The sequence below is a fragment of the Streptomyces sp. NPDC088197 genome (assembly GCF_044741185.1).
GTDB lineage: Bacteria > Actinomycetota > Actinomycetes > Streptomycetales > Streptomycetaceae > Actinacidiphila.
Window position 1 is genome coordinate 641,250 of the sequence record NZ_JBIUSD010000003.1, and the last position, 24,815, is coordinate 666,064.

21 protein-coding genes and 2 tRNA genes are annotated in these 24,815 nt (G+C 71.0%); 6 read left to right on the forward strand and 17 right to left on the reverse strand.

From position 1 onward, the window contains the following. Nucleotides 1–100: 100 nt before the first annotated feature. The 4 genes from ndk to ACIOC1_RS11275 all read right to left on the reverse strand — a co-directional run bounded on the left by ndk (nt 101) and on the right by ACIOC1_RS11275 (nt 5,416). Complete coding sequence (gene ndk / locus ACIOC1_RS11260; protein ID WP_188282321.1) at nt 101–514, reverse strand: nucleoside-diphosphate kinase; 414 nt, start codon at nt 512–514, stop codon at nt 101–103. A 206-nt stretch (nt 515–720) separates the two neighbouring features. After that, on the reverse strand, nt 721–1,092 hold the full coding sequence (locus ACIOC1_RS11265) for a DUF4233 domain-containing protein (RefSeq protein WP_355349537.1): 372 nt from the start codon (nt 1,090–1,092) through the stop codon (nt 721–723). A gap of 13 nt (nt 1,093–1,105) precedes the next feature. Beyond that, a complete protein-coding gene (locus ACIOC1_RS11270; RefSeq protein WP_401304554.1) occupies nt 1,106–2,668 on the reverse strand; it encodes a bifunctional folylpolyglutamate synthase/dihydrofolate synthase in 1,563 nt (520 codons plus the stop codon). Nucleotides 2,669–2,782: 114 nt separating this feature from the next. After that, entirely contained in the window at nt 2,783–5,416 is a 2,634-nt protein-coding gene (locus ACIOC1_RS11275; RefSeq protein WP_391160356.1) for a valine--tRNA ligase, read from the reverse strand. 118 nt (nt 5,417–5,534) lie between these two features. On the opposite strand from ACIOC1_RS11275, the gene ACIOC1_RS11280 reads away from it, so the two are divergent. Then, complete coding sequence (locus tag ACIOC1_RS11280) at nt 5,535–6,527, forward strand: hypothetical protein (protein WP_355349531.1); 993 nt, start codon at nt 5,535–5,537, stop codon at nt 6,525–6,527. A 127-nt stretch (nt 6,528–6,654) separates the two neighbouring features. Here the strand turns inward: ACIOC1_RS11280 and clpX are convergent, their stop codons facing one another. The 5 genes from clpX to ACIOC1_RS11305 form a co-directional block, all read right to left on the reverse strand. Beyond that, a complete protein-coding gene (gene clpX, locus ACIOC1_RS11285) occupies nt 6,655–7,938 on the reverse strand; it encodes an ATP-dependent Clp protease ATP-binding subunit ClpX (protein ID WP_188282316.1) in 1,284 nt (427 codons plus the stop codon). Nucleotides 7,939–8,103: 165 nt separating this feature from the next. Beyond that, nucleotides 8,104–8,778 (reverse strand): ATP-dependent Clp protease proteolytic subunit, encoded by a 675-nt coding sequence (locus tag ACIOC1_RS11290; protein ID WP_223187111.1) that lies wholly within the window; start codon nt 8,776–8,778, stop codon nt 8,104–8,106. Nucleotides 8,779–8,847: 69 nt separating this feature from the next. Then, entirely contained in the window at nt 8,848–9,450 is a 603-nt protein-coding gene (locus ACIOC1_RS11295) for an ATP-dependent Clp protease proteolytic subunit (RefSeq protein ID WP_355349570.1), read from the reverse strand. A 399-nt stretch (nt 9,451–9,849) separates the two neighbouring features. Continuing rightward, complete coding sequence (tig, locus tag ACIOC1_RS11300) at nt 9,850–11,244, reverse strand: trigger factor (RefSeq protein ID WP_401853419.1); 1,395 nt, start codon at nt 11,242–11,244, stop codon at nt 9,850–9,852. Between the two features lie 208 nt (nt 11,245–11,452). Continuing rightward, a tRNA-Pro gene (locus ACIOC1_RS11305) sits at nt 11,453–11,529 on the reverse strand. A gap of 120 nt (nt 11,530–11,649) precedes the next feature. Here ACIOC1_RS11305 and ACIOC1_RS11310 point away from each other — a divergent pair. Beyond that, nucleotides 11,650–11,723: transfer RNA gene (locus tag ACIOC1_RS11310), tRNA-Gly, on the forward strand. Between the two features lie 117 nt (nt 11,724–11,840). On the opposite strand, the gene ACIOC1_RS11315 is transcribed toward ACIOC1_RS11310, so the two are convergent. After that, nucleotides 11,841–12,293: an Lrp/AsnC family transcriptional regulator gene (locus ACIOC1_RS11315; protein WP_355349524.1), complete on the reverse strand. Its 453-nt coding sequence runs from the start codon at nt 12,291–12,293 to the stop codon at nt 11,841–11,843. Between the two features lie 194 nt (nt 12,294–12,487). On the opposite strand from ACIOC1_RS11315, the gene ACIOC1_RS11320 reads away from it, so the two are divergent. After that, nucleotides 12,488–13,570, forward strand: coding sequence for an asparaginase (locus ACIOC1_RS11320; protein ID WP_355349521.1), 1,083 nt, complete (start codon nt 12,488–12,490; stop codon nt 13,568–13,570). Here the strand turns inward: ACIOC1_RS11320 and ACIOC1_RS11325 are convergent. Continuing rightward, entirely contained in the window at nt 13,535–13,729 is a 195-nt protein-coding gene (locus tag ACIOC1_RS11325; RefSeq protein WP_093715861.1) for a hypothetical protein, read from the reverse strand. The two genes, ACIOC1_RS11320 and ACIOC1_RS11325, sit on opposite strands and share 36 nt — an antisense overlap. 134 nt (nt 13,730–13,863) lie before the next feature. Then, nucleotides 13,864–15,009 (reverse strand): PP2C family protein-serine/threonine phosphatase, encoded by a 1,146-nt coding sequence (locus ACIOC1_RS11330; protein ID WP_355349518.1) that lies wholly within the window; start codon nt 15,007–15,009, stop codon nt 13,864–13,866. A gap of 117 nt (nt 15,010–15,126) precedes the next feature. Between ACIOC1_RS11330 and ACIOC1_RS11335 the strand changes: the two genes are divergently transcribed. Then, entirely contained in the window at nt 15,127–16,356 is a 1,230-nt protein-coding gene (locus tag ACIOC1_RS11335; protein WP_391160360.1) for a GNAT family N-acetyltransferase, read from the forward strand. A gap of 6 nt (nt 16,357–16,362) precedes the next feature. On the opposite strand, the gene ACIOC1_RS11340 is transcribed toward ACIOC1_RS11335, so the two are convergent. From ACIOC1_RS11340 to ACIOC1_RS11360, 5 genes are all read right to left on the reverse strand, one after another. Then, nucleotides 16,363–17,187, reverse strand: coding sequence for an Fpg/Nei family DNA glycosylase (locus ACIOC1_RS11340; RefSeq protein WP_401853424.1), 825 nt, complete (start codon nt 17,185–17,187; stop codon nt 16,363–16,365). 8 nt (nt 17,188–17,195) lie between these two features. Next, nucleotides 17,196–17,684: a ribose-5-phosphate isomerase gene (locus ACIOC1_RS11345; protein ID WP_391160362.1), complete on the reverse strand. Its 489-nt coding sequence runs from the start codon at nt 17,682–17,684 to the stop codon at nt 17,196–17,198. Nucleotides 17,685–17,726: 42 nt separating this feature from the next. Continuing rightward, nucleotides 17,727–18,311, reverse strand: coding sequence for a biotin transporter BioY (locus ACIOC1_RS11350; protein WP_401853427.1), 585 nt, complete (start codon nt 18,309–18,311; stop codon nt 17,727–17,729). A gap of 243 nt (nt 18,312–18,554) precedes the next feature. Further along, on the reverse strand, nt 18,555–18,944 hold the full coding sequence (locus ACIOC1_RS11355; protein WP_355349503.1) for a VOC family protein: 390 nt from the start codon (nt 18,942–18,944) through the stop codon (nt 18,555–18,557). A 37-nt stretch (nt 18,945–18,981) separates the two neighbouring features. Next, nucleotides 18,982–19,647 (reverse strand): DsbA family protein, encoded by a 666-nt coding sequence (locus ACIOC1_RS11360; RefSeq protein ID WP_355349500.1) that lies wholly within the window; start codon nt 19,645–19,647, stop codon nt 18,982–18,984. A gap of 245 nt (nt 19,648–19,892) precedes the next feature. Here ACIOC1_RS11360 and pepN point away from each other — a divergent pair, with 245 nt between their 5' ends. Together pepN and ACIOC1_RS11370 are read left to right on the forward strand one after the other, a co-directional pair. Then, on the forward strand, nt 19,893–22,481 hold the full coding sequence (gene pepN / locus ACIOC1_RS11365; RefSeq protein WP_401853431.1) for an aminopeptidase N: 2,589 nt from the start codon (nt 19,893–19,895) through the stop codon (nt 22,479–22,481). Between the two features lie 1,074 nt (nt 22,482–23,555). Next, nucleotides 23,556–24,716 carry a hypothetical protein gene (locus tag ACIOC1_RS11370; protein WP_401853433.1) on the forward strand — a complete coding sequence of 387 codons (1,161 nt, stop codon included), beginning with the start codon at nt 23,556–23,558 and terminating at the stop codon, nt 24,714–24,716. Nucleotides 24,717–24,815: the final 99 nt, after the last annotated feature.

Below are 24,815 nucleotides of genomic sequence, written 5' to 3' on the forward strand. Positions count from 1 at the left end.
CGCCGACGGCATATGCCCGGGGCGGCGGGATTCCCCCGGGCGCCTGGTCCGACGGGGCGTCAGCAACGGTACTCCGTACCCGAACAGCCAGGTCCCGGGATTAGGCCAGACCGGGGAAGAAGATCTTGATCTCGCGCTCGGCGGACTCCTCGGAGTCCGAGGCGTGGATCAGATTCTCCCGGACAATCGTCCCGAAGTCCCCCCGAATGGAGCCCGGCGCGGCGGCGATCGGGTCGGTCGGACCGGCCAGCGCGCGGACGCCCTCGATGACCCGCTCGCCCTCGACGACCATCGCGACCGCGGGGCCCGACGCCATGAAGTCCATCAGCGGCTCGTAGAACGGGCGGCCGACGTGCTCGGCGTAGTGCTGCTCCAGCGTGCCGCGGTCCAGGGTGCGCAGTTCGAGCGCGGCGACGGTCCAGCCCGCCTTGCGTTCGATGCGGCCGACGACCTCGCCGATCAGGCCGCGGCGGACGGTGTCCGGCTTGAGAAGGACAAGGGTGCGCTGCGACACGGGACGGCTCCTGCTGTGTGCGGTCTACGGGTTCGGTGTACGGGTTCTCTGTACGGGTGCGGCGTGCGGCCGGCGGGGTGCGGCCGCGGGGGGCGCGGCCGTATGGGCTCCGGCCGGCGGGGTGCGAAGTATGACGAGCCTACAAGGGCGGGCGGTGCCCGGCGGACACCGGGCCGGGACGGACGGGACGGACGGTGCCGCTGGGGTCACGCTTCCTGGGCCCGCGCACGGTCTTGTGCCCGCGCCTCGGCCTGCGCCGCGTGCCGGGCCTTCAGGACGTCCACCTTGCGCCCGTAGTGGATCGCCGCCCACCACAGACCGGCGAAGATCACGCCGAGGAAGAACATCGTGCCGACCCAGTACCCGCTGACCACCAGCGCGGCCTGGAGCACCCAGCCGACGGTCAGCGCGCCCGGCCGGGTGAGCATCCCGCACAGCAGCACGCACAGCGCCATGGCGATCCCGCACACCGTCCAGACGGTGCCCATCGACAGGTCGGGATGTTTCATCGCGACCAGACCGGCGAAGCCGATGACGAAGAACTCGCCGATCAGCGTGCTCGCACACAGCGTCCGCATCGTCCCGCCCCCTTCACTTGCGGCCCAGCAGCAGCCGGGCCTCTCCGACGGTGATGACGGAACCGGTGACCAGCACTCCGGCCCCGGAGAACTCGCCCTCGTCCTCGGCGAGCGTGATCGCCGCCTCCAGCGCGTCGTCCAGCCTCGGCTCGACCTGCACCCGGTCGTCCCCGAACACCTCGACGGCCAGCGCCGCCAATTCGTCCACGTCCATCGCGCGGTGCGTCGAGTTACGGGTGACGACGACCTCGGAGAAGACCGGCTCGAACGCCTCCAGCAGCCCGCGTACGTCCTTGTCGCCGCTCGGCCCGACCACACCGACCAGGTGCGTGAAGCCGAACGCCTCACCGACCGCCGCCGCCGCGGCGGCCGCGCCCGCCGGATTGTGCGCCGCGTCCAGCACCACGGTGGGGCTGCGGCGCACCACCTCCAGGCGGCCGGGCGAGGTGACCGAGGCGAACGCGGCCCGCACGGTGTCCATGTCGAGGGTGCGCGACTGGGTGCTGCCGATGCCGAAGAACGCCTCGACGGCGGCCAGCGCGACCGCCGCGTTGTGCGCCTGGTGCTCGCCGTGCAGCGGCAGGAAGACCTGTTCGTACTCGCCGCCCAGGCCGCGCAGCGTCAGCAGTTGCCCGCCGACGGCGACCTCGCGGTGCACGACGCCGAACTCCATGCCCTCGCGGGCGACCGTCGCGTCCGCCTCCACGGCCCGCTTGAGCAGCGTCTGCGCCGCGTCGGCGGGCTGCTGGGCCAGGACGGCGGTGGCGTTCTTCTTGATGATGCCGCTCTTCTCCACCGCGATCTCGCCGGGCGTGGAGCCCAGCCGGTCGGTGTGGTCGAGCGCGATCGGGGTGACCACGGCGACCTGGCCGTCCACCACGTTGGTGGCGTCCCAGCCGCCGCCCATGCCGACCTCGACCACCGCGACGTCGACCGGCGCGTCCGCGAAGGCCGCGTACGCCATCCCGGTGAGCACCTCGAAGAACGACAGCCGGTGCGGCTGCGCGTCGTCCACCATGCCGACGAAGGGCTGGATGTCGCGGTAGGTCTCGATGAACCGCTCGGCGGAGATCGGCGCGCCGTCCAGGCTGATCCGCTCGGTGACGGACTGCACGTGCGGGCTGGTGTAGCGGCCGGTGCGCAGGTCGAAGGAGAGCAGCAGCCGCTCGATCATCCGGGCGGTGCTGGTCTTGCCGTTGGTGCCGGTGATGTGGATCGCCGGGTAGGCGCGCTGCGGGTCGCCGAGGACGTCCATCAGCGCCGTGATCCGGTCGAGCGAGGGCTCCAGCTTCGTCTCGGGCCAGCGGCCGAGCAGCTCCTCCTCGACCGTGCGCAGCTCCCGGTCGACGGCGGGGTCCGCGGGCCGCGCCGGTACGTCGTCCTCGGCCGCGACCGGGCTCACACCGGCCCGCAGCGTCCGGCTGCCCGCCTCGATGACGGCCAGGTCGGCCTCGCGGAGGGTACCGTCGGCCGCCCCGTCCGCGTCCTCGACGTCGTCGTCCACGTCGTAGGCGGTGTCCTGGATTTCGTACGCGTCGTCTTCGGGGCCGTCGCCGTTGTGCGGGTGCTCGCTCACAGCGCCCAGTCTACGGAGCCCGCGAGCGGAAACGGCCACGGGCCCGGACCGCGGGTGCGCGGTCCGGGCCCGTGGCACACGGTGGCCCTTCGGGGCGGGCGGCCCTCGGTGCGGTCAGGCCGAAGGGAGGGCCGCGATCTGCGCGGTGATCCGGGCGATGTCGGCCTCGGCGGTCGCCAGCCGCGTACGGATCTTGGCCACCACCGGCTCGGGCGCCTTGCCGAGGAACGCCTCGTTGCCCAGCTTCTTCTCGGCGTCGGCCTTCTCCTTCTCGGCCAGGCCGAGATCCTTGGTGAGCCGCTTGCGCTCGGCCGGAACGTCGATCGTGCCGGACAGGTCGAGCGCGACCGTGGCGCCCGCGACCGGCAGCGTCGCGGTGGCGTGGAAGTCCTCGCCCGCGGGCTGGAGCCGGAGCACCTGGCGGATGGCGTCCTCGTGCGGCGCGAGCAGCGTCCCGTCCAGGGTCAGCAGCGCCGGGACCTTCTGGCCGGGCTGGAGCCCCTGGTCGGAGCGGAAGCGGCGGACCTCGGTGACCACCCGCTGGACCTCGGCGATCTCCGCCTCGGCCGCCGCGTCCCGGAAGCCGCTGTCGCTCGGCCAGTCCGCGACGACCAGCGACTCGCCGCCGGTCAGCGTCGTCCACAGCGTCTCGGTGACGAAGGGGACGATCGGGTGCAGCAGCCGCAGCATCACGTCCAGGACCTCGCCCAGGACCCGCCCGGAGACCCGGGCGCCGTCGCCGCCCGCGAAGAAGACGGTCTTGGACAGCTCCACGTACCAGTCGAAGACCTCGTCCCACGCGAAGTGGTAGAGGCTGTCGCTGAGCTTCGCGAACTGGTAGTCGTCGTACAGGCCGTTGACCTCGGCGACGACCGTGTTCAGCCGGGACAGGATCCACCGGTCGGTGGCCGACAGCTCCTCGGGCGCGGGCAGCGGGCCCTGGACCGTGGCGCCGTTCATCAGCGCGAAGCGCGTGGCGTTCCAGATCTTGTTGGCGAAGTTGCGGGACGCCTGGACCCAGTCCTCGCCGATCGGCACGTCCGCGCCGGGGTTGGCGCCGCGGGCCAGGGTGAAGCGGACGGCGTCCGAGCCGTACTTGTCCATCCAGTCCAGCGGGTCCACCGAGTTGGGGTTGGACTTGGACATCTTCTTGCCGAACTCGTCGCGGACCAGGCCGGTCAGCGCGATGGTGTGGAACGGCGGGGTGCCGTCCATCGCGTACAGGCCGAACATCATCATCCGGGCGACCCAGAAGAAGATGATGTCGTGCCCGGTGAGCAGGACGTCGGTCGGATAGAACTTCTCCAGATCCGGCGTCTGTTCGGGCCAGCCCAGCGTGGAGAACGGCCACAGGGCGGACGAGAACCAGGTGTCCAGGACGTCGGAGTCCTGCGTCCAGCCCTCGCCGGACGGCACCTCGTCGTCCGGTCCGACGCAGATCTGCTGGCCGTTCGGCCCGTACCAGACGGGGATGCGGTGGCCCCACCACAACTGGCGCGAGATGCACCAGTCGTGCATGTTGTCGACCCAGTCGAAGTACCGCTTGTTCAGCTCCGGCGGGTGGATCCTGACCCGGCCGTCGCGGACCGCGTCGCCGGACGCCTTCGCCAGCGGCTCGACCCTGACCCACCACTGGAGGGACAGCCGCGGCTCGATGGTGGTCTTGCAGCGCGAGCAGTGGCCGACGGAGTGGACGTAAGGACGCTTCTCCGCGACGATCCGGCCCTGTTCGCGCAGCGCCTCGACGATCGCGGACCGCGCCTCGAAGCGGTCCAGGCCCTGGAAGGGGCCGGGCGCGGTGATGACCGCGCGCTCGTCCATGACGGTCAGCGACTCCAGGCCGTGCCGCTGGCCGATCGCGAAGTCGTTCGGGTCGTGCGCGGGCGTCACCTTGACGGCGCCGGTGCCGAACTCCGGGTCGACGTGCGTGTCGGCGACGACCGGGATCGTCCGGTCGGTGAGCGGCAGCTTGATCCGCTTGCCGACCAGGTGCCGGTACCGCTCGTCGTCCGGGTGGACGGCGACGGCGGTGTCGCCGAGCATCGTCTCGACGCGGGTGGTCGCCACGACGACCGTCTCGTCGCCCTCGCCGTACTTCAGCGAGACCAACTCGCCGTCGTCGTCCTGGTAGTCGACCTCGATGTCCGAGATCGCCGTCATACAGCGCGGACACCAGTTGATGATCCGCTCGGCGCGGTAGATCAGCTCGTCGTCGTACAGCTTCTTGAAGATGGTCTGGACGGCCTTGGACAGGCCCTCGTCCATGGTGAAGCGCTCGCGGGACCAGTCCACGCCGTCGCCGAGGCGGCGCATCTGGCCGAGGATCCGGCCGCCGTACTCCTCTTTCCACTGCCAGACGCGGTCGACGAACGCCTCGCGGCCGATGTCGTGCCGGGACTTGCCCTCGTCGGCGAGCTGCTGCTCGACCTTGTTCTGGGTGGCGATGCCCGCGTGGTCCATGCCGGGCAGCCACAGCGACTCGTAACCCTGCATCCGCTTGCGGCGGGTGAGGGCGTCCATCAGCGTGTGCTGGAAGGCGTGACCCAGGTGGAGCGTGCCCGTGACGTTCGGCGGCGGGATGACGATGGTGTACGCGGGCTTGTCGCTCTTCGCGTCCGCCTCGAAGTAGCCGCGTTCTACCCAGCGCTCGTACAGCGCCCCCTCTACCTCGGCCGGCGTGTAGGTCGTCGGCAGTTCGGGGGTGCTGTGCGGCCCGCGGTCGGGGCTCTGCTGAGAGTTGTCGGTCACGGCACGATTCTACGGTGGCGGACCATCCCGTTACGAATCCGTATCGCCCCCGCTGTAAGAACCCGATAAAGGATCGGCGAGGATGGTCCGACGGTCGTAAACGAGGGGACCACCTGACATGAGTGACAACCAGCCGCCGCCGAACCCGTACGGGCACCAGCCCCAGCAGGGCGGATACGGGCAGCCGCAGCCGCAGCAGCCGCAGGGCGGATACGGGCAGCAGCCGCAGCAAGGTGGTTACGGCCAGCCGCCGCAGCAGCCGTACGGCCAGCCCCAGGGGCAGCCCGGTTACGGCTACCCCCAGCAGGGCCCGCCGCAGCAGGCGCCGTACGGGCAGCCGCAGCAGCAGCCGGGCTACGGCTACGGCGGCCAGCCGCCCGTCCCGCCGCAGGGCGGTGGCGGCGGGAAGCGCACCGGGATCATCATCGGCGCCGTGGTGGCGCTGGTCGCGATCGGCGCCGGGGTCTTCTTCCTCACCAAGGGCAGTGACGGCGACAACAGCGCCAACGGCGGCAAGGGCGGCGGCGGCAAGAGCACCGTCAAGAACGACGGCAAGCAGTACAAGCTCATCACGCCCGAGACCGTCGCGGAGACGTACAAGAAGTCGAAGGACGCGGACACCGGCGACGGCTTCGACGCCAAGGACGTCACGCTGCTCAAGACGCTCGGCGTCACCGACCCCCAGCAGGTCAGCTCGGGCTACACCAGCGGGTCCCAACTCACCGGCAAGCTGCTGGAGTTCAGCGGTGTCTACGGCAAGGTCGCGGACCCGCAGAAGGTGGTCGACGGCATGTTCGCCGACCTGAAGAAGCAGGCCGCCGACGACAAGGAATCCGGCGGCGGCAAGACCGAACTGGTCGGCAGCCCGCAGAAGGTGCAGCCCGCGGGCATGGACGACGCCGTCATGTCGTGCCAGAACACCAAGTACACCGAGGGCAGCAAGTCGTTCACCACACCGATCTGCCTGTGGGCCGACTACAGCACCGTCGGCTACACCCTGCCGGTCGACCTGGCGACGGCCACCACCGGCGTCGGCAGCGGCATGCCGATCGACGAGGCGGCGGCGCTCACCGCGAAGGTCCGCAAGGACGTGCGCGTCCCGCTCAACTGACGCCGTACGCCGACGCGTTCGGCGTGAGCGTTCCGCGGTCAGCCGTTCCGCGGAGCCGTTCCGCGCAGACGGAAGGGGGCGCCCGGATCCACCGGGCGCCCCCTTCGCGTGTGCTCGTACTGTGGCGCTACGCGCTCTTCTGCTCGCCCTTGCCGACGATGCGCGGCTCACGCGGCACCAGCGTCGGGTTGACGTTGGAGTGCACCACATCGGCCGTGATGACGACCCGGGCCACGTCCTTGCGGGACGGCACCTCGTACATCACCGACTGGAGGACTTCCTCCATGATGGCCCGCAGACCGCGGGCGCCGGTCTGCCGCAGGATCGCCTGGTCCGCGATGGACTCCAGCGCGCCGTGCTCGAACTCCAGCTCCACACCGTCGAGTTCGAAGAGTTTTTGGTACTGCTTCACCAGCGCGTTGCGCGGCTCGACCAGAATCTGGAGGAGCGCCTCGCGGTCGAGGTTGTGCACGCTGGTGATGACGGGCAGCCGTCCGATGAACTCGGGGATCATGCCGAACTTGACCAGGTCCTCGGGCATGATCTCGGAGAACTGGTCGGCCATGTCCAGCTCGCGCTTGGAGCGGATGGTCGCACCGAAGCCGATGCCCTTGGCGCCCGCGCGGGACTCGATGATCTTCTCCAGACCGGAGAAGGCACCGCCCACGATGAACAGCACGTTCGTGGTGTCGATCTGGATGAACTCCTGGTGCGGGTGCTTGCGCCCGCCCTGCGGCGGCACCGAGGCCGTCGTGCCCTCCAGGATCTTCAGCAGCGCCTGCTGCACGCCCTCGCCGGACACATCGCGGGTGATCGACGGATTCTCGCTCTTGCGGGCGACCTTGTCGATCTCGTCGATGTAGATGATCCCGGTCTCGGCCTTCTTGACGTCGTAGTCCGCCGCCTGGATCAGCTTCAGCAGGATGTTCTCGACGTCCTCGCCCACGTAACCGGCCTCGGTGAGGGCGGTCGCGTCCGCGATGGCGAACGGCACGTTGAGCATGCGGGCCAGCGTCTGGGCCAGCAGCGTCTTGCCGGAGCCCGTCGGGCCGAGCAGCAGGATGTTGGACTTCGCCAGCTCGATCGCGTCGTCGTGCCCGCGGCCGGCGTTCTCACCCGCCTGGACCCGCTTGTAGTGGTTGTACACCGCGACCGACAGGGCCTTCTTCGCGGGCGTCTGCCCGACCACGTAGCCCTCGAGGAACTCGTAGATCTCCCGCGGCTTGGGCAGGTCCTCCCAGCGCACCTCGGAGGACTCGGCCAGCTCCTCCTCGATGATCTCGTTGCAGAGATCGATGCACTCGTCGCAGATGTACACACCAGGGCCTGCGATGAGCTTCTTCACCTGCTTCTGGCTCTTTCCGCAGAATGAGCACTTCAGCAGGTCGCCGCCGTCACCGATGCGTGCCACGAGGTGTTTCCCCTTCGCCTGGGATCCGCCGAGATCAACGGAGCCTGGTGCTTCTCTCATCGACGGTACCTTGCCGCGACCCCCGTGTGGGCCCCCCTTGGACGTACTCACTCAGTGGAGTCCAAGGAGGGCCACCCGCGCGACCGGTCCGTTGTCCGACTGTGTTCAGACCGTCACAGAGGTCTTGCGGGTCGAGACGATCTGGTCGACCAGCCCGTAGGCCAGCGACTCCTCGGCGGTAAGGATCTTGTCCCGCTCGATGTCGTCGCGGATCTGCTCGATCGGCGTCGTGGAGTGCTTGGCCAGCATCTCTTCGAGCTGCTGCCGCATCCGGATGATCTCGTTGGCGGCGATCTCCAGGTCGGAGACCTGCCCGCGGCCGGTCTCGCTGTACGGCTGGTGGATCAGCACCCGCGCGTTCGGCAGCGCCATCCGCTTGCCGGGGCTGCCGGCGGCCAGCAGGACCGCGGCGGCGGACGCCGCCTGGCCCATGCAGACCGTCTGGATGTCCGGCTTCACGAACTGCATCGTGTCGTAGATCGCCGTCAGCGCGGTGAAGGAGCCGCCGGGGCTGTTGATGTAGACCGAGATGTCCCGGTCGGGGTCCATGGACTCCAGGCACAGGAGCTGCGCCATGACGTCGTTGGCCGACGCGTCGTCGATCTGCACGCCGAGGAAGATCACGCGCTCCTCGAAGAGCTTCGCGTACGGGTCGTACTCGCGCACGCCCTGCGAGGTGCGCTCGACGAAGCGCGGAATGATGTAGCGGGCCTCGGCACCGAACACACCGGGCCGCTCGGCCTCGGTGCGCTCGTACAGGCCGCTGCCGGGGAAGTTCATGCTGTTCACGTCCACCGTCCTGGTGATGATGCGGAAGCTGGGTGCTGTCGGCTGGGGTTCCTGAACGGATCAGGCGCCGGTGCCGCCACCGCCCGGGACCTCCGTGGCGGACAGCATGACGCCGTCCAGCAGGCCGTACTCCTTGGCCTCCTCGGCGGAGAACCAGCGGTCGCGGTCGGAGTCCTTGGTGATCTGGTCGAAGCTCTGCCCGGAGTGCTGGGCGATCAGCTCGGCCATGCGGCGCTTGGTGTGCAGCAACTGCTCGGCCTGGATCTTGATGTCGGTGGCGGAGCCGCCGAGACCCGCGGAGGGCTGGTGCATCAGGATGCGGGTGTTCGGCAGGGCGAAGCGCTTGCCGGGGGTGCCCGCGGTCAGCAGGAACTGGCCCATCGAGGCGGCCATGCCCATGGCGATCGTCACGACGTCGTTCTTGATGAACTGCATCGTGTCGTAGATCGCCATACCGGCGGTCACGGAGCCGCCGGGGCTGTTGATGTAGAGGAAGATGTCCTTGTCCGGCTCGGCTGCCAGGAGAAGGAGCTGGGCGGTGATCTTGTTGGCGATGTCATCGTCGACCGCCTGGCCGAGGAAGATGATTCGCTCGCCGAGCAGTCGGTTGTAGACCTGGTCGCCGAGGCCACCGAGAGTCGGCTCGCCGGCGGCGGAAGGCATCGGAGTCGTCACGTATCCACCTGCTCGTTGTCGGACGGCCGTGAAGCCGTCACAGGGTCTTCGTCCGGGCCGGGGCCGACCCCTTCTGGTGCCGAGCCCCCGCCCTCCTACTTACGGACCCTAACGCGCAGGTGGGGCCCAGCAATCCCCTACGCGGAACTGTTCGCTGCCAGCGGAGACCAAGACGCCGCGCCGGCACAGGGGGTTGGTGGCCCGGCCCGGACGTGCCTGCGCGTTCACCTCGCGGAGGCGGGTGCTTCGAGGGGCGCGGGGAACCGCGCGACACGTCCCCACCGGCCGGTGGTCCGAGAACAACCGTGACTGCCCCCTCCAGGGCCGGTGGTGACGTGCAGCCGTCGTCGTGGCTGATCGCGCGGTTCCCCGCGCCCCTGACGGGGCTCAGGCCTGCTCGACAGGCTCCGGCTTCTCGTCGGCGGCCTCGGCGGCCTCGACGGCCTCAACCGTCTCGCCGTCCTCGTCCTCTTCGTCCTCGAGGTCCACGACCTCACCGTTGGTGTCCGTGACCTTGACGGACTCCACGACGACCGCGAGCGCCTTGCCGCGGGCGACCTCGCCGACGAGCATCGGCACCTGGCCGCCTTCGACGACGGCCTGGGCGAACTGGTCGGGAGACATCCCGGAGGTCGCCGCACGGCGCATGAGGTGCTCGGTCAGCTCCTCCTGGTTGACGGAGAGCTTCTCCTTGTTGACCAGCTCGTCCAGCAGGAACTGGGTCTTGATGCCCTTGACCGCCTGGGCCTCGAGCTCCGCGTCGTACTCCTCGCGCGTCTTGCCCTCGCGCTCCAGGTACGTGTCCCAGTCCAGACCCATCTGCGGGAACTGGTGGTGCTCCAGGTTGTGGGTCCTGGTCTCGATCTCGTCCTTGAGCAGCTTCTCCGGGATCGGCACCTCGGACAGCTCGATGAGCGCGTCGAGGACCTTCTCCTGGGCGGCGGTCGCCTGGTCGTACTGCTTCATCCGCTCCAGGCGCTTGCGGCTGTCCGCGCGCAGCTCCTCAAGGGTGTCGAACTCGCTCGCGAGCTGGGCGAAGTCGTCGTCCAGGGCGGGCAGTTCGCGGGCCTGTACGTCGGAGACGTCGACCTTGACCTCGGCGGCGCTGCCGGCGGCGGAGCCGCCCTTCAGCTCGGAGGTGAAGGTGGCGGAGCCACCGGCCTCCAGGCCGATGACGGCCTCGTCGATGCCGTCGAGGAGCTGGCCGGAGCCGATGGTGTAGCTGACGCCCTTGGCGACGCCGTCCTCCAGCACCTCGCCGTCGACGGAGGCTTCGAGGTCGACGATCACGACGTCGCCCTCGGCCGCCGCGCGCTCGACCGTGGTGGTCGAGGCGAAGCGGTCACGGAGCTGCTCCAGCGAGGTGTCGACGTCCTCGTCGGTGACCTCGACGGCGTCCACGACGACCTCGATGCCGGAGTAGTCCGGGATCTCGATCGCGGGGCGGATGTCCACCTCGGCGGTGAACTTCAGCTCGTCACCGTCGTTGAACTCGGTGATGTCGACGTCGGGCTGGCCGAGTACGTTCAGCTCACCCTCGTTGACCGCCTCCGTGTAGAACTTCGGCAGCGCGTCGTTGATGGCCTCTTCGAGGACCGCGCCACGGCCGAACCGCTGGTCGATGACGCGCGCAGGGATCTTGCCCTTGCGGAAGCCCGGCACCGTGACCTGCTGGTTGATCTTCTTGTACGCCGCGTCGAGGCTGGGCTTGAGCTCCTCGAAGGGCACCTCGACAGTGAGTCGAACCCGAGTCGGGTTCAGAGTCTCGACGGCGCTCTTCACGGTTGGGTCTCCTTGGGGGCTTTACGTTGATGGGGGCGGCCGGATCATCCGGTGATCTCGCCGGATCGTCCGGTGATCTCGTCCGGCAAGCAGTACACGGCATGCCGCGCGCTCGGTCGCCAGCGGCCCATCCTACCGGTACCACAATGCGCACGGTCCGGGCCTTCGTGCCCCGGCCCCCAGAATCCCCTCGGGATCGCGGAACCGCTGGTCGGGGTGGCCGGATTCGAACCGACGGCCTTCCGCTCCCAAAGCGGACGCGCTACCAAGCTGCGCCACACCCCGCTGGTGCGACACGTAGAGTACATGCCCCCGTACGCGTGGGCAGCCGGTATTCCCCCGCCGGTTCACCGGTTCGACCGGCTACTATCCGATGTGCCACAATCACTGGCGCATCACACTCCCGCGGGCGTAGCTCAATGGTAGAGCCCTAGTCTTCCAAACTAGCTACGCGGGTTCGATTCCCGTCGCCCGCTCCACGGCCTCCGGCCCGGTCGGTACCACTCGACCGGCGTCCGGGGGCTTTCTGTTTCCCCGGGCCGCGACCGGCGCCGGGTCGGCCGGGGTCGGCCCGGATCGGCCCGGGTCGCGGCCTTCTAGTCGACCGGGATGCCCTGGGGGGACTTGATGCGCTTCATGATCATCTGGGAGTTGACGTCGCTGACGCCCGGCAGGTCGATGAGCTGGTCGGTCCAGAAGCGCTCGTAGGCGTCGGAGTCGGCGACGGCGATGCGCAGGAGGCAGCCGGGGGCGCCGTAGAGGCGGTAGGCCTCGACGACGTCGGGGGTGGACTGGACCTCGGCCTCGAAGGCGGCGACGGAGGCGCGGTCGCGGCGTACCTCGACGGAGGCGAAGACCTCGAAGCCGCGGCCGACGGCGGCCGGGGCGACGACCGCGCGGTAGGTCTCGATCACTCCGTCGTCCTCCAGCTGCCGCACCCGGCGCAGGCACGGGGAGGGCGTGAGGCCGACCCGCTGGGCCAGTTCCTGGTTGCTCAGCCGGCCGTCGGCCTGGAGCTCGCGCAAGATTCGTCTGTCGATGGCGTCCATGGTGGCAATACCTACCACTCGGTGGGCCGAATACCGGTCGGTACGAGCAATCAAATGTCAGGTCTACGCGCATATCATTGCACCGGGTGCAGAGTGGGTAAGTGTCACCCCGAGGAGTGGGGACATCCGGCGGCGTCCGGAGAGCCCCGCGCGAACGCACCGGACGCGCACAATCAGACGGAGGCGAAGGCATCGTGCGACACGTCGTGGTCATCAGCACCGGGGGCACCATAGCCAGCCGATGGCAGGGCGACGGGTACGCGGCGGAGGCGGCAGGGCAGGAAGTGCTCGCCGCCGGCGCGGTGCCCGAGGGCGTCGAGGTCCGGGTGGTGGACCTGTTCACCGTCAACAGCTCGCGCCTGACCACCGACCACCAGCTGCGGCTGCTGCACGCCGTGCACGAGGTGCTGGCCGATCCGGCGGTGGACGGCGTGGTGGTCACCCACGGCACCGACACCCTGGAGGAGTCCGCCTTCTTCCTCGACCTCTTCCACGGCGACCGCCGCCCGGTGGTCTTCACCGGCGCGCAGAAGCCGCTGGACGCGGAGGACGGCGACGCGGCGGGCAATCTGTACGACGCGCTGCTGACCGCGGCCACCGGCCGCGACATCGGCGCGGTGATCGTCTTCGCGGGCCAGGTCTGGGCCGCCCGCGGCACCGTCAAGCAGCACACCGTGGACGCGCACGCCTTCGGCGCGCCGGACGGACTGCCGCTGGGCCGCGTCGAGTTCGGCCGGGTGACGTGGGGCCGCCGCCGTCCGCGCCCCGAGCCGCTGCCGCTGCCCGCGCCCGGCGCCGTACCGCCGCGGGTGGACGTCCTGATGCACCACAGCGACGGCGACACCGTGCTCTTCGAGGCGGCGCTGGGCGCGGGCGCGCGCGGCGTCGTCGTGGTCGGCACGGGCGCGGGGAACGCGAATCCGCAGGTCGCGGAGGCGGTACGGAAGGCGACGGCGGACGGCGTCCTGGTCGCGGTCAGCACGCGGGTCGCGGCGGGCGCGGTGGCGCCGCTCTACACCGGCGGCGGGGCGGTCGACCTGGTGGCGGCGGGCGGGCTGCTGGCGGGCACTCTGCGTCCCGGCCAGACACGTATCGCGGTGCTGGCGACGCTGCTTTCGCTCACGTCGCCGTCCTCGGACCTCCCCCGCCTGCCCTCGGAGCAGGACGGACGGTCCGGCACGGGCACCGCCACCGCCGCGTTGCGGCGGATTCTGGAGGCGGCCCCGCAGGCGCTGCCCGCGTCAGAGCTTTATCTGGTTGATGGTGTCGGCAAGTGAGGTCAGGAATCGGTTGACCGACGGCGCCATGTTGGTGGAGGCGAGGAAGAAACCGAAGAGGGCCGCCACTATCGCCGGACCCACCTTGATGCTCTTCCCCCGGATCATGACCACCAGGATGATCGCCAGCAACAGCACTACGGACAGGGAGATGGCCACAGCGGTTCACTTCCTCTTCACGGTACGCCTCGCCGGTCCGGGAGCATGGAGCCGCGCCCCCGCCCCGCCCGGTCCCATGGTGCCATCGGGGAACGACAGTTGGACCCGAAGGCCCATAGTCCCATTCCCGTCGGCTAGTCCCTGCACACCACGAGTAGCGCCCGGTCGTCGTTGACATCCTTGGCGACCGCTTCGATCAACCGCCAGGCGGAGCCCCGGAATCCGGTCGCCACGAAGCGGTCCGCCTCGCCGATCAGCCGGTCGATGCCCTCGGAGATGTCCTTGTCCGGCGTCTCCACCAGGCCGTCCGTGAACAGCATGAGGACGTCCCCCGAGCGCAACGTCCCCTTCACGCCGTGGAATTCGGCCCCGTCGTAGACCCCGAGCAGCGGGCCCTCCGCGGCCTTCTCCTCCCACCGGCCGCTGCCCGCGTGCAGTTGCACCCCCGGGAGGTGCCCGGCGGACAGCAGTTCGTAGTCGCCGCTCTCCAGGTCGAGCACCAGGTGCACGGAAGTGGCGAAGCCCTCGTCCCAATTCTGCCGGAGCAGATAGCCGTTGGCGGCGGTGAGGAAGGAGTGCGGCGGCAGCGAGCCGAGCAGGCCGCCGAAGGCGCCGGACAGCAGCAGCGAGCGGGAGGCGGCGTCCATGCCCTTGCCGGAGACGTCGGTGAGCACGGCCTCCAGCGTCCGGCCGCCGACCGAACCGCGGGTGGCCACCACGAAGTCGCCGGAGAAGGACTGGCCGCCCGCCGGGCGCAGCGCCATCTCGGCGTGCCAGCCCGCGGGCAGCCGCGGCAGTCTGCTCTGGACCCTGATCCGCTCCCTGAGGTCGAAGAGCATGGTGTGGCCGCCCCGCCAGGGCACGCCGACCCGCGCCCTGAACTGGGCGATGACCAGGCCGGTGAGCGCCACCGCGGTGACCACCAGGACGGTGCCGGGCGTGACGCGGGCCGGGCCCTCGCGGTACGGGCCGAGCGCCGCGGATTCCGCGACCAGCGCGACGGCGGAGGCCGCGTAGAGGAGCAGCAGGCTGGAGGGGCGCAGCAGCAGGCCGCCGGTGAGGATCGGCAGGACCAGGGAGCTGGGCGGGCACCAGACGGGCAGGCTCACGGTGGTGTACGCCAGCGCGGGGACGGTGAGGATCAGTACGGTGAGGCCGACCCAGTCGGAGGCGCCGCCGCGGAAGTAGTCGACCCCGGCCCTGCGCACACCGAGCCGGGCCCGGTGCAGCCATCTGCTCCACCGCAGCCCGAGCCCCTCGCCCGCGACGCCCTTTGCCATGTCTTGGCGACCCTATCGACCGTTCGCCCCGCCGTGCAGGGCGGATACCCCCCGACCTGTCACGTAGACGGCGGAAATACGTTCGCCCGCGGACGGCGCGGCTGGTAGGCAGGGCCTATGACGACGGAACTGCGGGTGCTGGAACGGGACGACTGGGAAGAGTTCTACGGCCGCCTGGAGCGGGCTTTCGGCGGGCCGGCCGAGCCCCCGGAGGAGCGGGGGCTGTGGCGTGAACTGACCGAGCTGGAAAGGTCGTTGGCGGTGTGGGACGGCGGGGAGATCGTCGGCACCGCGGGCGCCTTCTCGTTCCGTGTGACGGTGCCCGGCGGGGCGTCGCTGCCCGCCGCGGGCGTGACCATGGTGAGCGTGCAGCCGACGCACCGCCGCCGCGGTGTGCTGACCTCGATGATGCGCAGGCAGCTCGACGACGTGCGCGAGGGACCCGAACCGCTCGCCGTGCTGACCGCGTCGGAACCGGCGATCTACGGCCGGTTCGGCTACGGCACGGGCACGTTGCAGCTCCGCGGCAACGTCGACACGACCAGGACCGCCGTCAGGGCCCTGCCGGGCGTGGACGACGTACGGCTGCGGCTGGTGCCGCTGGAGGCGGCGGGCGAGGCGTGCGAGGCCGTCTACGCGCGGGTGGTGCCGACCCGGCCCGGCATGCTGGCCAGGCGGCCCGGCTGGGAGCGGGTGCCGCTCCTCGACGCCCCGGCGAGCCGGGACGGGGCGGGCGAGCGGCTGTGCGTGGTGGCCGAGGTGGACGGTGAGGTACGCGGTTACGCGCGCTACTCGGTGAAGCTGTCGTGGAGTTCCTTCGGTCCCGACAACATCGTGAAGCTGAGCGACGTCGAGGCGCTGGACCCGGTGGTCTACGCGGCGCTGTGGCGCTATCTGTCCTCCATCGACCTCACCTCGCGGGTGGCGTTCTACAACCGGCCGGTCGACGACCCGCTGCTGCACCTCCTGTCCGACGTACGCCGCGGTGAACTGGCCTTCCGCGACAGCCTGCACGTGCGTCTGGTGAATCTCGGCGAGGCGCTGGAGGCGCGGACGTACACCGCCCCGGTGGATGTGGTGCTGGAGGTGGAGGACGCCTTCTGCCCCTGGAACGCCGGGCGTTGGCGGCTGTCGGGCGACGCGAAGGGCGCGACGTGCGAGCGGACCGCGGACGCGGCCGACCTGGCGCTGTCCGTCAAGGAGTTGGGCGCGGCCTACCTGGGCGGCCCGACGCTGCGCGGGCAGGCGGAGGCGGGGCTGGTACGTGAACTGCGGCCGGGGGCGCTGGCGGAGGCGTCCAGGGCGTTCCGCGGGGACGTCGAGCCGTGGCTGCCGCACGGCTTCTGAGACCGGTCAGCTCACCGGCGGATGCCCGGGCTGGCAGACCGGGCACCAGAAGAGATTGCGGGCCGCGAGCGGCCGGGTGCTGATCCCGGTGCCGCACACCAGGCAGGGCTGTCCGGTGCGCCGGTAGACGTACACCTCGCCGCCGTGGTCGTCCTGGCGCGGCGGGCGGCCCATCGCCTCAGGGGTGTGCTCGGGGCGCACGGTGTCGATCCGGTTGGTCCGTACGCCCTCGCGCATCAGCGTCACCAGATCGGACCACATCGCGTCCCACCGCTGACGCGGCAGTTCACGCCCCGGCAGGAACGGGTCGACGCCGTGCCGGAAGAGCACTTCGGCGCGGTAGACGTTGCCGACGCCCGCGATGACCTTCTGGTCCATCAGCAGCGCGGCGACGCTGATCCGGGAGCGGGACAGCCGCTGCCACACCCGCTCGGGGTCGTCGCCCGGCCGCAGCGGGTCGGGGCCGAGGCGGTCGTGTATCGCCCGCTTCTCCGGCTCGGTGATCAGCTCGCAGGCGGCCGGGCCGCGCAGATCCGCCCAGTGCGCGCGGTTCGCCAGCCGCAGCCGTACGGTGTCGGTCGGCGGCGGCGCCTTGCCGTCGCCGAAGGTGACCTTGCCGATCAGGCCGAGGTGGATGTGCACCCAGCCGGTCGCGCCGAAGCCCAGGAACAGGTGCTTGCCGTGGGCCTCGGCGCTCTCCAGCACCTGCCGGTCGACGAGCGCGGCGCTGTCGGAGAACTTGCCCTGCGGGCTGCTCGCCCGGACCGCCCCGCCGCCGAACCGCTCGCGGTGGTCGGCGGCCAGGCGGTGGATCGTGTGGCCTTCCGGCATCGCCCGTGTCAGCCCTGGCGGGGGTGGTGGTCCGGGACCGGCGGCAGCTCTCCGGTGGCCTCGTACGCGCTCAGCATGTCGATACGGCGCTGGTGGCGCTCCTCGTGCGAGTACGGGGTGGTGAGGAAGATCTCCACGAATTTCGTGGCCTCCGCCTCGGTGTGCATCCGGCCGCCGATGCTCAGCACGTTCGCGTCGTTGTGCTCCCGCGCCAGCGACGCGGTCTGCTCGCTCCACGCCAGCGCCGCGCGGACGCCCTTGACCTTGTTCGCGGCGATCTGCTCGCCGTTGCCCGACCCCCCGATCACGATGCCGAGGCTGCCCGGCTCCCCCGCCGCGCCCTCGGCCGCCCGCAGGCAGAACGGCGGGTAGTCGTCCACCGCGTCGTAGATGTGCGGCCCGCAGTCCACGGGCTCGTGGCCGTGGACGGTCAGCCACTCCACGAGGTGGTTCTTGAGTTCAAAACCGGCATGATCGGACCCGAGGTAAACGCGCATGCGATGAGTTTTGCATGTCCGGCGGGCCGGAGCGGGAGTGCCCTACCGGGTGAGCCGCCAGGCCGCGGGGAGCAGGCCCATCGCCAGGACGGCCTTGAGCGCATCGCCCAGGAGATACGGGGTCAGGCCGAGGGAGACGGCCTGGGACGCGGACAGATGGGCGGACCAGGCGAGGTAGGGGACGCCGATCGCGTAGATCACAGCGGAGCCGAGGACCATGACGCCCGCGGTGCGCGCGATGGTGCGGTCGCCGCCGCGGCGGGCGAGGGCGCCGACCACGCCGGAGGCCAGGAGCATGCCGAGGATGTAGCCGAAGCTGGGCATGGACCAGCCGGAGGCGCCCTCGGAGAACCAGGGGAGCCCGGCGACACCGGCGGCGGCGTACAGGGCGAGGGAGGCGAAGCCGCGGCGGGCGCCGAGGGCGGTGCCGACCAGCAGCGCGGCGAAGGTCTGGCCGGTGACCGGGACGGGCGAGCCGTGCACCGGGACCGAGAGTTGCGCGGCCAGGCCCGTGAGCACCGCGCCGCCGACGACCAGGGCGGTGTCGCGGACGCGCGAGGCGGGCAGCAGGTCGGCCAGGACCGCTCCGGGGGCTCGGGAAACGGCGACGGATTCGGCGGTGGTCATCGGTACTCCGCGGGGTGAGGACGGTCGGGGACACCGTGACGCTAACGCAGCGGCCGAGCGTGATCATCGTGAGAAGGGAACAAAGCCGCGAGCGACCGGTTGGAGACTTCCGTGCACCGTCAAGTTATCGGCGCGGTCCGGGGAGTCGGGGAGTTTCGGCAGGTCGCGTGAGGCATCTCACGTCCGTGACATGCGTCGGGGCGGGACCTCGCGGGCCCGCCCCGACTGCCGTGCCGGTCAACGTCACTTGTGGGGTTCGATCAGATCCCACCGGTTGCCGTAGAGGTCCTGGAAGACCACGACCGCGCCGTACGGCTCGTAGCGCGGCTCCTCCTCGAAGACGACCCCGGCGGCGACCATCCGTTTGTAGTCGCCGTCGAAGTCGTCGGTGGTGAGGAAGAGGCCGACCCGGCCGCCGGTCTGGTCGCCCACGCGGTCCGCCTGGGCGAGGTTGCCCGCGCGGGCGAGCAGCAGCGCCGTCTCGGACGAGCCGCGCGGTGCGACCACCACCCACCGGCCGCCGTCCGCGCGGGGCGTGTCCTCGCGCAGCTCGAAGCCGAGCGCGCGGGTGTAGAAGTCGATGGCCTCGTCGTAGTCACGCACGACGAGCGCCACCAGCCCTAGATGTGCCATCGGCGCGGCACCCCGTCCCGAACCCGGTCCCCCGCGCTCACTCGAAGCTCGGGCCCTTGGTGCGGGTGCGCTTGATCTCGTAGAAGCCGGGGATCGAGGCGACCAGCAAGGTGCCGTCCCAGAGCTTGGCGGCCTCCTCGCCGCGCGGGGTGGGGGTGACGACCGGGCCGAAGAAGGCGATCTGCTCGCCGTCGTCGCCGGGGACGGCGATGACGGGGGTGCCGACCTCCTGGCCGACCTTGTCGATGCCTTCCTTGTGGGAGGCGCGCAGCTCGGTGTCGTACTCGTCGGAGTCCGCGTAGTCGGCGAGGTCGGCGGGCAGGCCGACCTCTTCGAGCGCGGCGACGAGGGTCTCGCGGGTCTTGGGCAGGCCCTGGTTGTGGAAGCGGGTGCCGAGGGCGGTGTAGAGCCGGCCCACGTACTCCTCGCCGTACTTCTGCTGGGCGGCGACGACGACCCGGATCGGGCCCCACGCGTCGCGCAGGAAGGTGGCGTACTCCTCGGGCAGCGTGTCGAGCTTGTCCTCGTTGAGCACCGCCAGGCTCATGGCGTGCCAGCGCACCTCGACCGGGCGGACCTTCTCGACCTCCAGCATCCAGCGGGAGGTCATCCACGCCCAGGGGCACAGCGGGTCGAACCAGAAGTCGGCCGGGGTCTTGTCGTTGCCTGGCCGGTTGTCGGTCTCGGGGGCGGTCGCGGTCACTGCGTACTCCTCGAACGGATCGTGCCGGGGCGTGCCGGGCGGCACGGGGGGGCATGTGGGCTCACGGGGACATGAGTCCTCTGTCACGCACAACGCGCGACCGGCGCGACGGCATTCCCCGTACCCCTCCCCCGTACGCCCCCCGTGGGAGGATGCGGGACGCTGTGACCACCCGGGAGACCCCCGGGGCCGCCCATGAGCCCACAGACCCGCTGGGCCTGTGAGAACAGACAAAGGAGTCGCCCGTGCCCGGCGAGAACCTCAGCCGCGAGGAGGCCCGCGAGCGGGCCTCGATCCTGTCCGTCGAGCGCTACGACGTGGCCCTCGACGTACGGTCGGCGGTGGACCCGGCCGACGCGGGCGGGGACCGCACCTTCCGGTCGACGACCGTGATCGACTTCCGGTGCTCGCGACCCGGCGCCTCGTCCTTCGCGGACCTGCTCGCCCCGGCCGTCACCTCCGTCCGGCTCAACGGCCGGGAGCTGGACCCGGCGGCCGTCTTCGACGGCACCCGGATCGCGCTGGACGACCTCGCGGAGCGCAACACCCTCGTGGTCGACGCGCGTTGCGCGTACAGCAGGACCGGCGAGGGGCTGCACCGCTTCGAGGACCCGGAGGACAGCGAGGTCTATCTGTACACGCAGTACGAGCCCGCCGACGCGCGCCGCGTCTTCGCCAACTTCGAACAGCCCGACCTGAAGGCGCCGTTCACCTTCCAGGTGACCGCGCCCGAGGGCTGGACGGTGCTGAGCAACAGCGATCGGGACGGCGAGCCGGTGCCGTACGAGGGCGACGGCGGCGGCGCGGTGTCGCGCTTCCTGCCGACGCAGCCGATCTCGACGTACATCACGGCGGTCGTCGCGGGCCCGTACCACGTGGAGCACGACCACTACTCGCGGACCTTCGAGGACCGGGCGGTGCTCGACGTGCCGTTGAGCGCGCTGTGCCGCAGGTCGCTGGCCCGGCACTTCGACGCGGACGAGATCTTCACGGTCACCAAGCAGGGCCTGGACTTCTTCCACGACAACTTCGACTACCCGTACCCCTTCGGGAAGTACGACCAGGCGTTCGTGCCCGAGTACAACATCGGCGCGATGGAGAACCCCGGATGTGTCACCTTCCGGGAGGAGTTCGTCTTCCGCGGCAAGGTCACCCGCGCGTCGTACGAGGGCCGGGCCAACGTCATCCTGCACGAGATGGCGCACATGTGGTTCGGCGACCTGGTCACCATGCGCTGGTGGGACGACCTGTGGCTGAAGGAGTCCTTCGCGGACTTCATGGGCGCCTTCGCGATGGTGGAGGCCACGCAGTACGACGCCGGGTGGATCACCTTCGCCAACCGGCGCAAGGCGTGGGCGTACCGCGCCGACCAACTCCCCTCCACGCACCCGGTGGTCGCCGACATCCGCGACCTCCAGGACGCGAAGCTGAACTTCGACGGCATCACGTACTCCAAGGGCGCCTCGGTGCTCAAGCAACTCGTGGCGTACGTGGGCCGGGACGCCTTCCTGGAGGCGGCGCGCCGGTACTTCAAGCGGCACGCGTACGGCAACACCACGCTCGCCGACCTGCTGGCGGTGCTGGCCGAGACCTCGGGCCGCGACATGGCGCAGTGGTCGCGGGCGTGGCTGGAGACGGCGGGCGTCAACTCCCTGACCCCGCAGGTGGTCTACGGCGCGGACGGGAAGATCACCGAGCTGTCGGTGCTCCAGACCGCCGCCGAGTCGCACCCCGAACTGCGCCCGCACCGCGTCGCGGTGGGCCTGTACCGGCGGGTGCCGGGCGGCGCGCTCGAACGGTACGCGCGGGTCGAGACCGACGTGTCGGGCCCGGTGACCGTGGTGGACGGCCTGACCGGCCAGGACCGGCCCGAGTTGGTGCTGGTCAACGACGACGACCTGACGTACTGCAAGATCCGCTTCGACGAGGTGTCACTGGACACGCTCCGCGCCCATCTCGGCGACCTCACCGATCCGTTGGCGCGAGCGCTGGCGTGGTCGGCGGTGTGGAATCTGACCCGTGACGGGCTGATGCCCGCCCGTGACTACCTCGGTCTCGTGCTGCTCTTCGCGGGCTCCGAGAGCGACATCGGGGTGCTCCAGTCGCTGCACCAGCAGGCGCGCTCCGCGCTGTCGCACTACGTGGCGCCCGACCACCGCGAGGAGGCCGCCAGGTCGCTCGCCGAGGGCGCGCTGCGGGAGCTGCGGCAGGCGGAGCCGGGCAGCGGCCACCAGTTGGCGTGGGCGCGGTTCTTCTCCTCCGTGGCCTCGTCGGCGGCCGATCTCCAGTTGCTGCGCGGGCTGTTGGACGGCTCGGCGAAGATCGACGGGCTCGACGTCGACCAGGAACTGCGCTGGACCTTCCTCGAGACCCTCACCGCCGAGGGCGACGCGGACGCGGCGGCGGTCGCGGCCGAGCGCTCCCGCGACGACACCGCCTCCGGTCACCGGCACGAGGTGCGCTGCCTGGCCGCGCGGCCCTCCGCGCAGGTCAAGGCGGCGGCCTGGGCCGATGTCGTGGACTCCGACCGGCTCTCCAACGCCTTGGTCGAGGCCACCATCGCGGGCTTCGCGCAGCCGGGGCAGCGGGGGTTGACGGCGCCGTACGTCGAGCCGTACTTCGCCTCGATCGAGCGCGTCTGGGGCGAGCGGTCGATCGAGATCGGCATGGCGGTGGTGCGGGGTCTGTTCCCGCACCACCAGGGTCCTGAGGCGCTGGCCGCGGCCGACGCGTGGCTCTCCTCCCGCGCCGACGCGGCGCCCGCCTTGCGGCGCTTGGTCGTTGAGTCGCGCGACGACCTCGCGCGGGCGCTCCGCGCCCAGTCCCTGCGGTGAGCTGACAGGGGGTGTCTTTGCCCGCCCCGCCCACCCGTGCGGGTGTTTTCTCCGTCTGCGGGTGCCGCTTGTGCCTGGGTCGGTGCCGGTCCGGGGCACCTCCTCGAAATGCGGCTACCTGGCCCCGCGTATCCGGCACCCTTCTTGTCACCGCATTTCTGCGGGGGCACCCCGCCCCGTCCCCTCCCGGTACGTCGGCGTCCGACGGTCGGTGGGGGTGCCGGGGAGGGGGGTGGGTGGGTACGGGTACGTCGGCGTCTGCCTGCCGGTGGGGGTTGCCGGGAGGGGGTGGGTGGGCTCGGGTACGTCGGCGTCCGCCTGTCCGCTGTGGTGGCGAAAGGCGGTGGGTGGGGGCCAGGCCCTGCGCCCCGCCAACCTCTCGGCGGGGTGAGCGAAAGGCGGTGAGTGGGGGTGCGGGCCCTGCGCCCCCGACCTCCCGGCGGGGTGGGCGAAACGCGGTGAGTGGGGGGTGCGGGCCCTGCGCCCCCCTGACGTCCAGCCGGGGCGGAGACAGGCGGTCTCCGCTGATGCCCACAGCGGAGGGACACCTCCCCCGGTTACAGCGCGCGGGCGGACGCCGACGTAATGGAGCCCACCCACCCCCTCGCCGCCCCCACTGGCCAGGCGGAGGCCAACGGACCGTGACCCACCCACTCCCGCCCCGGCACCACAGCGGACCGTCGGCTTTCCCCGCACCTCAGCCCACCCACCCCCTCCCGGCAACCCCCACCGGCAGGCGGACGCCGACGAGCGAGGAGGGGACGGGCCGGGGTGCCCCCGCAGAAATACGTTGACGGCCGGGTACCGAATGCCGAAAGGCCAGGTGGTACGGATTTCGAGGAGGTGCCCCGGACCGGCACCGACCCAGGCACAAGCGGCACCCGCAGACGAAAAAGCACCCGCACGGGTGGGCGGGCGGGCAAAGACACCCCCCCCCCGGAGGGGGTCACCCGAATAGGTGAAAAGGTAAGCTCGGCATCCGAACACGTGGACTTTAGCCCAGGCTTGTCCGGGTTTGTCGACGGGCGTGTAACAGCGGTTAGTGACGGGGCCGGCGGCGGGAACGACCACGGCATGAGCATCGAGAACCCCCACTCACACCGCACCGCCGACCACCTCCGCACCGGCCACAGCGTCTTGACGGTCCGTCAGCTCAGGGAGCGCGGCGTGACGCCGGGCGTGATCGCGGAGCGGTGCCGCCCGGGAGGGCCGTGGCAGCAGGTGCTGCCGCAGGTGTACCTGCTGCACTCCGGGCCCCCGAACAGCGCGGAGCGCCTGGAGGCGGCGCTGCTGTACGCGGGCCGCGATCCGGGAGCGCACGGCCCGCTCGGCGGCGGCCGGGAGGCGATGGTGACCGGGCTGGCCGCCCTCGCCCTGCACCGCTTCTCTTCGGTGCCGCCGCTGCCGGGGCTGCCCCGGATCGACGTCCTGGTGCCGCGGCAGCGCAGGCTGCGCGACGCGGGCGACGTGGCGATCCGCAGGACCAACGCGCTGCCCCGCCCGCAGGAGGTCGCCGGACTGCCCTGCGCGCCGGTGCCGCGCGCCCTGGCCGACGCGGTCGCGGAGCTGGACGACGCCGAGACGGTGCGGCGGTTGCTGACCGAGGCGGTGCGCGGCGGGCACTGCGACGCGGGCGCCGTACTGGAGGAGCTGGAGCACGCGCGGCTGCTGGACCGGCCGCAGGTGGCGGCGGCGCTGGACGCGTTGCTCGCCGAGGGCCGGTCGGTCGCCGAGGACCGGCTGATCGCGATGGTGCGCCGCCACGCGCTGCCCGACCCGGTGTGGAACGTCGACCTGCGGCTGCCGGGCGGCCCGCCGCTGGGCGGGGTCGACGCGTACTGGCCGGAGCACGCGGTGGCGGTGGAGATCGACGCGCGCACCGTACGGCCGGGCCCGGCGGCGGGCGGGGACGGCCACGACGACGTATACGCGACGGACGCGTACGGGGACGGGGACGCGTACGGACCGGGTGGCACGTACGGTCCCGGCGGCGCCTTCGACCAGCTCTTCGACCGGGCCTTCGAGCACGGTTTCGAGAACGCCGAGGACGACGCGGTGTGGTCGCGCTACGCCCGTGAGCGGGAGCGGCTGGAGGCGCTGGGCATCACCGTCATCCACCTCACTCCGGCCAAACTGAGGGACTTCGCCGAGCAGCAGGCGGCGATCGTCAGGACCGCGCTGATGGCGTCCGCCGACCGGACACCCGCCGCGTATGTGGTGGTCACCCCGAGGTGACCACCCGTCACACGAGGAAGCGGGGTCCCGGCGATTTACCCCGACCCGTACCGTATTCGTCCTGATGGCGGTTGGCGGAAACACGTCATGCCCAGACCA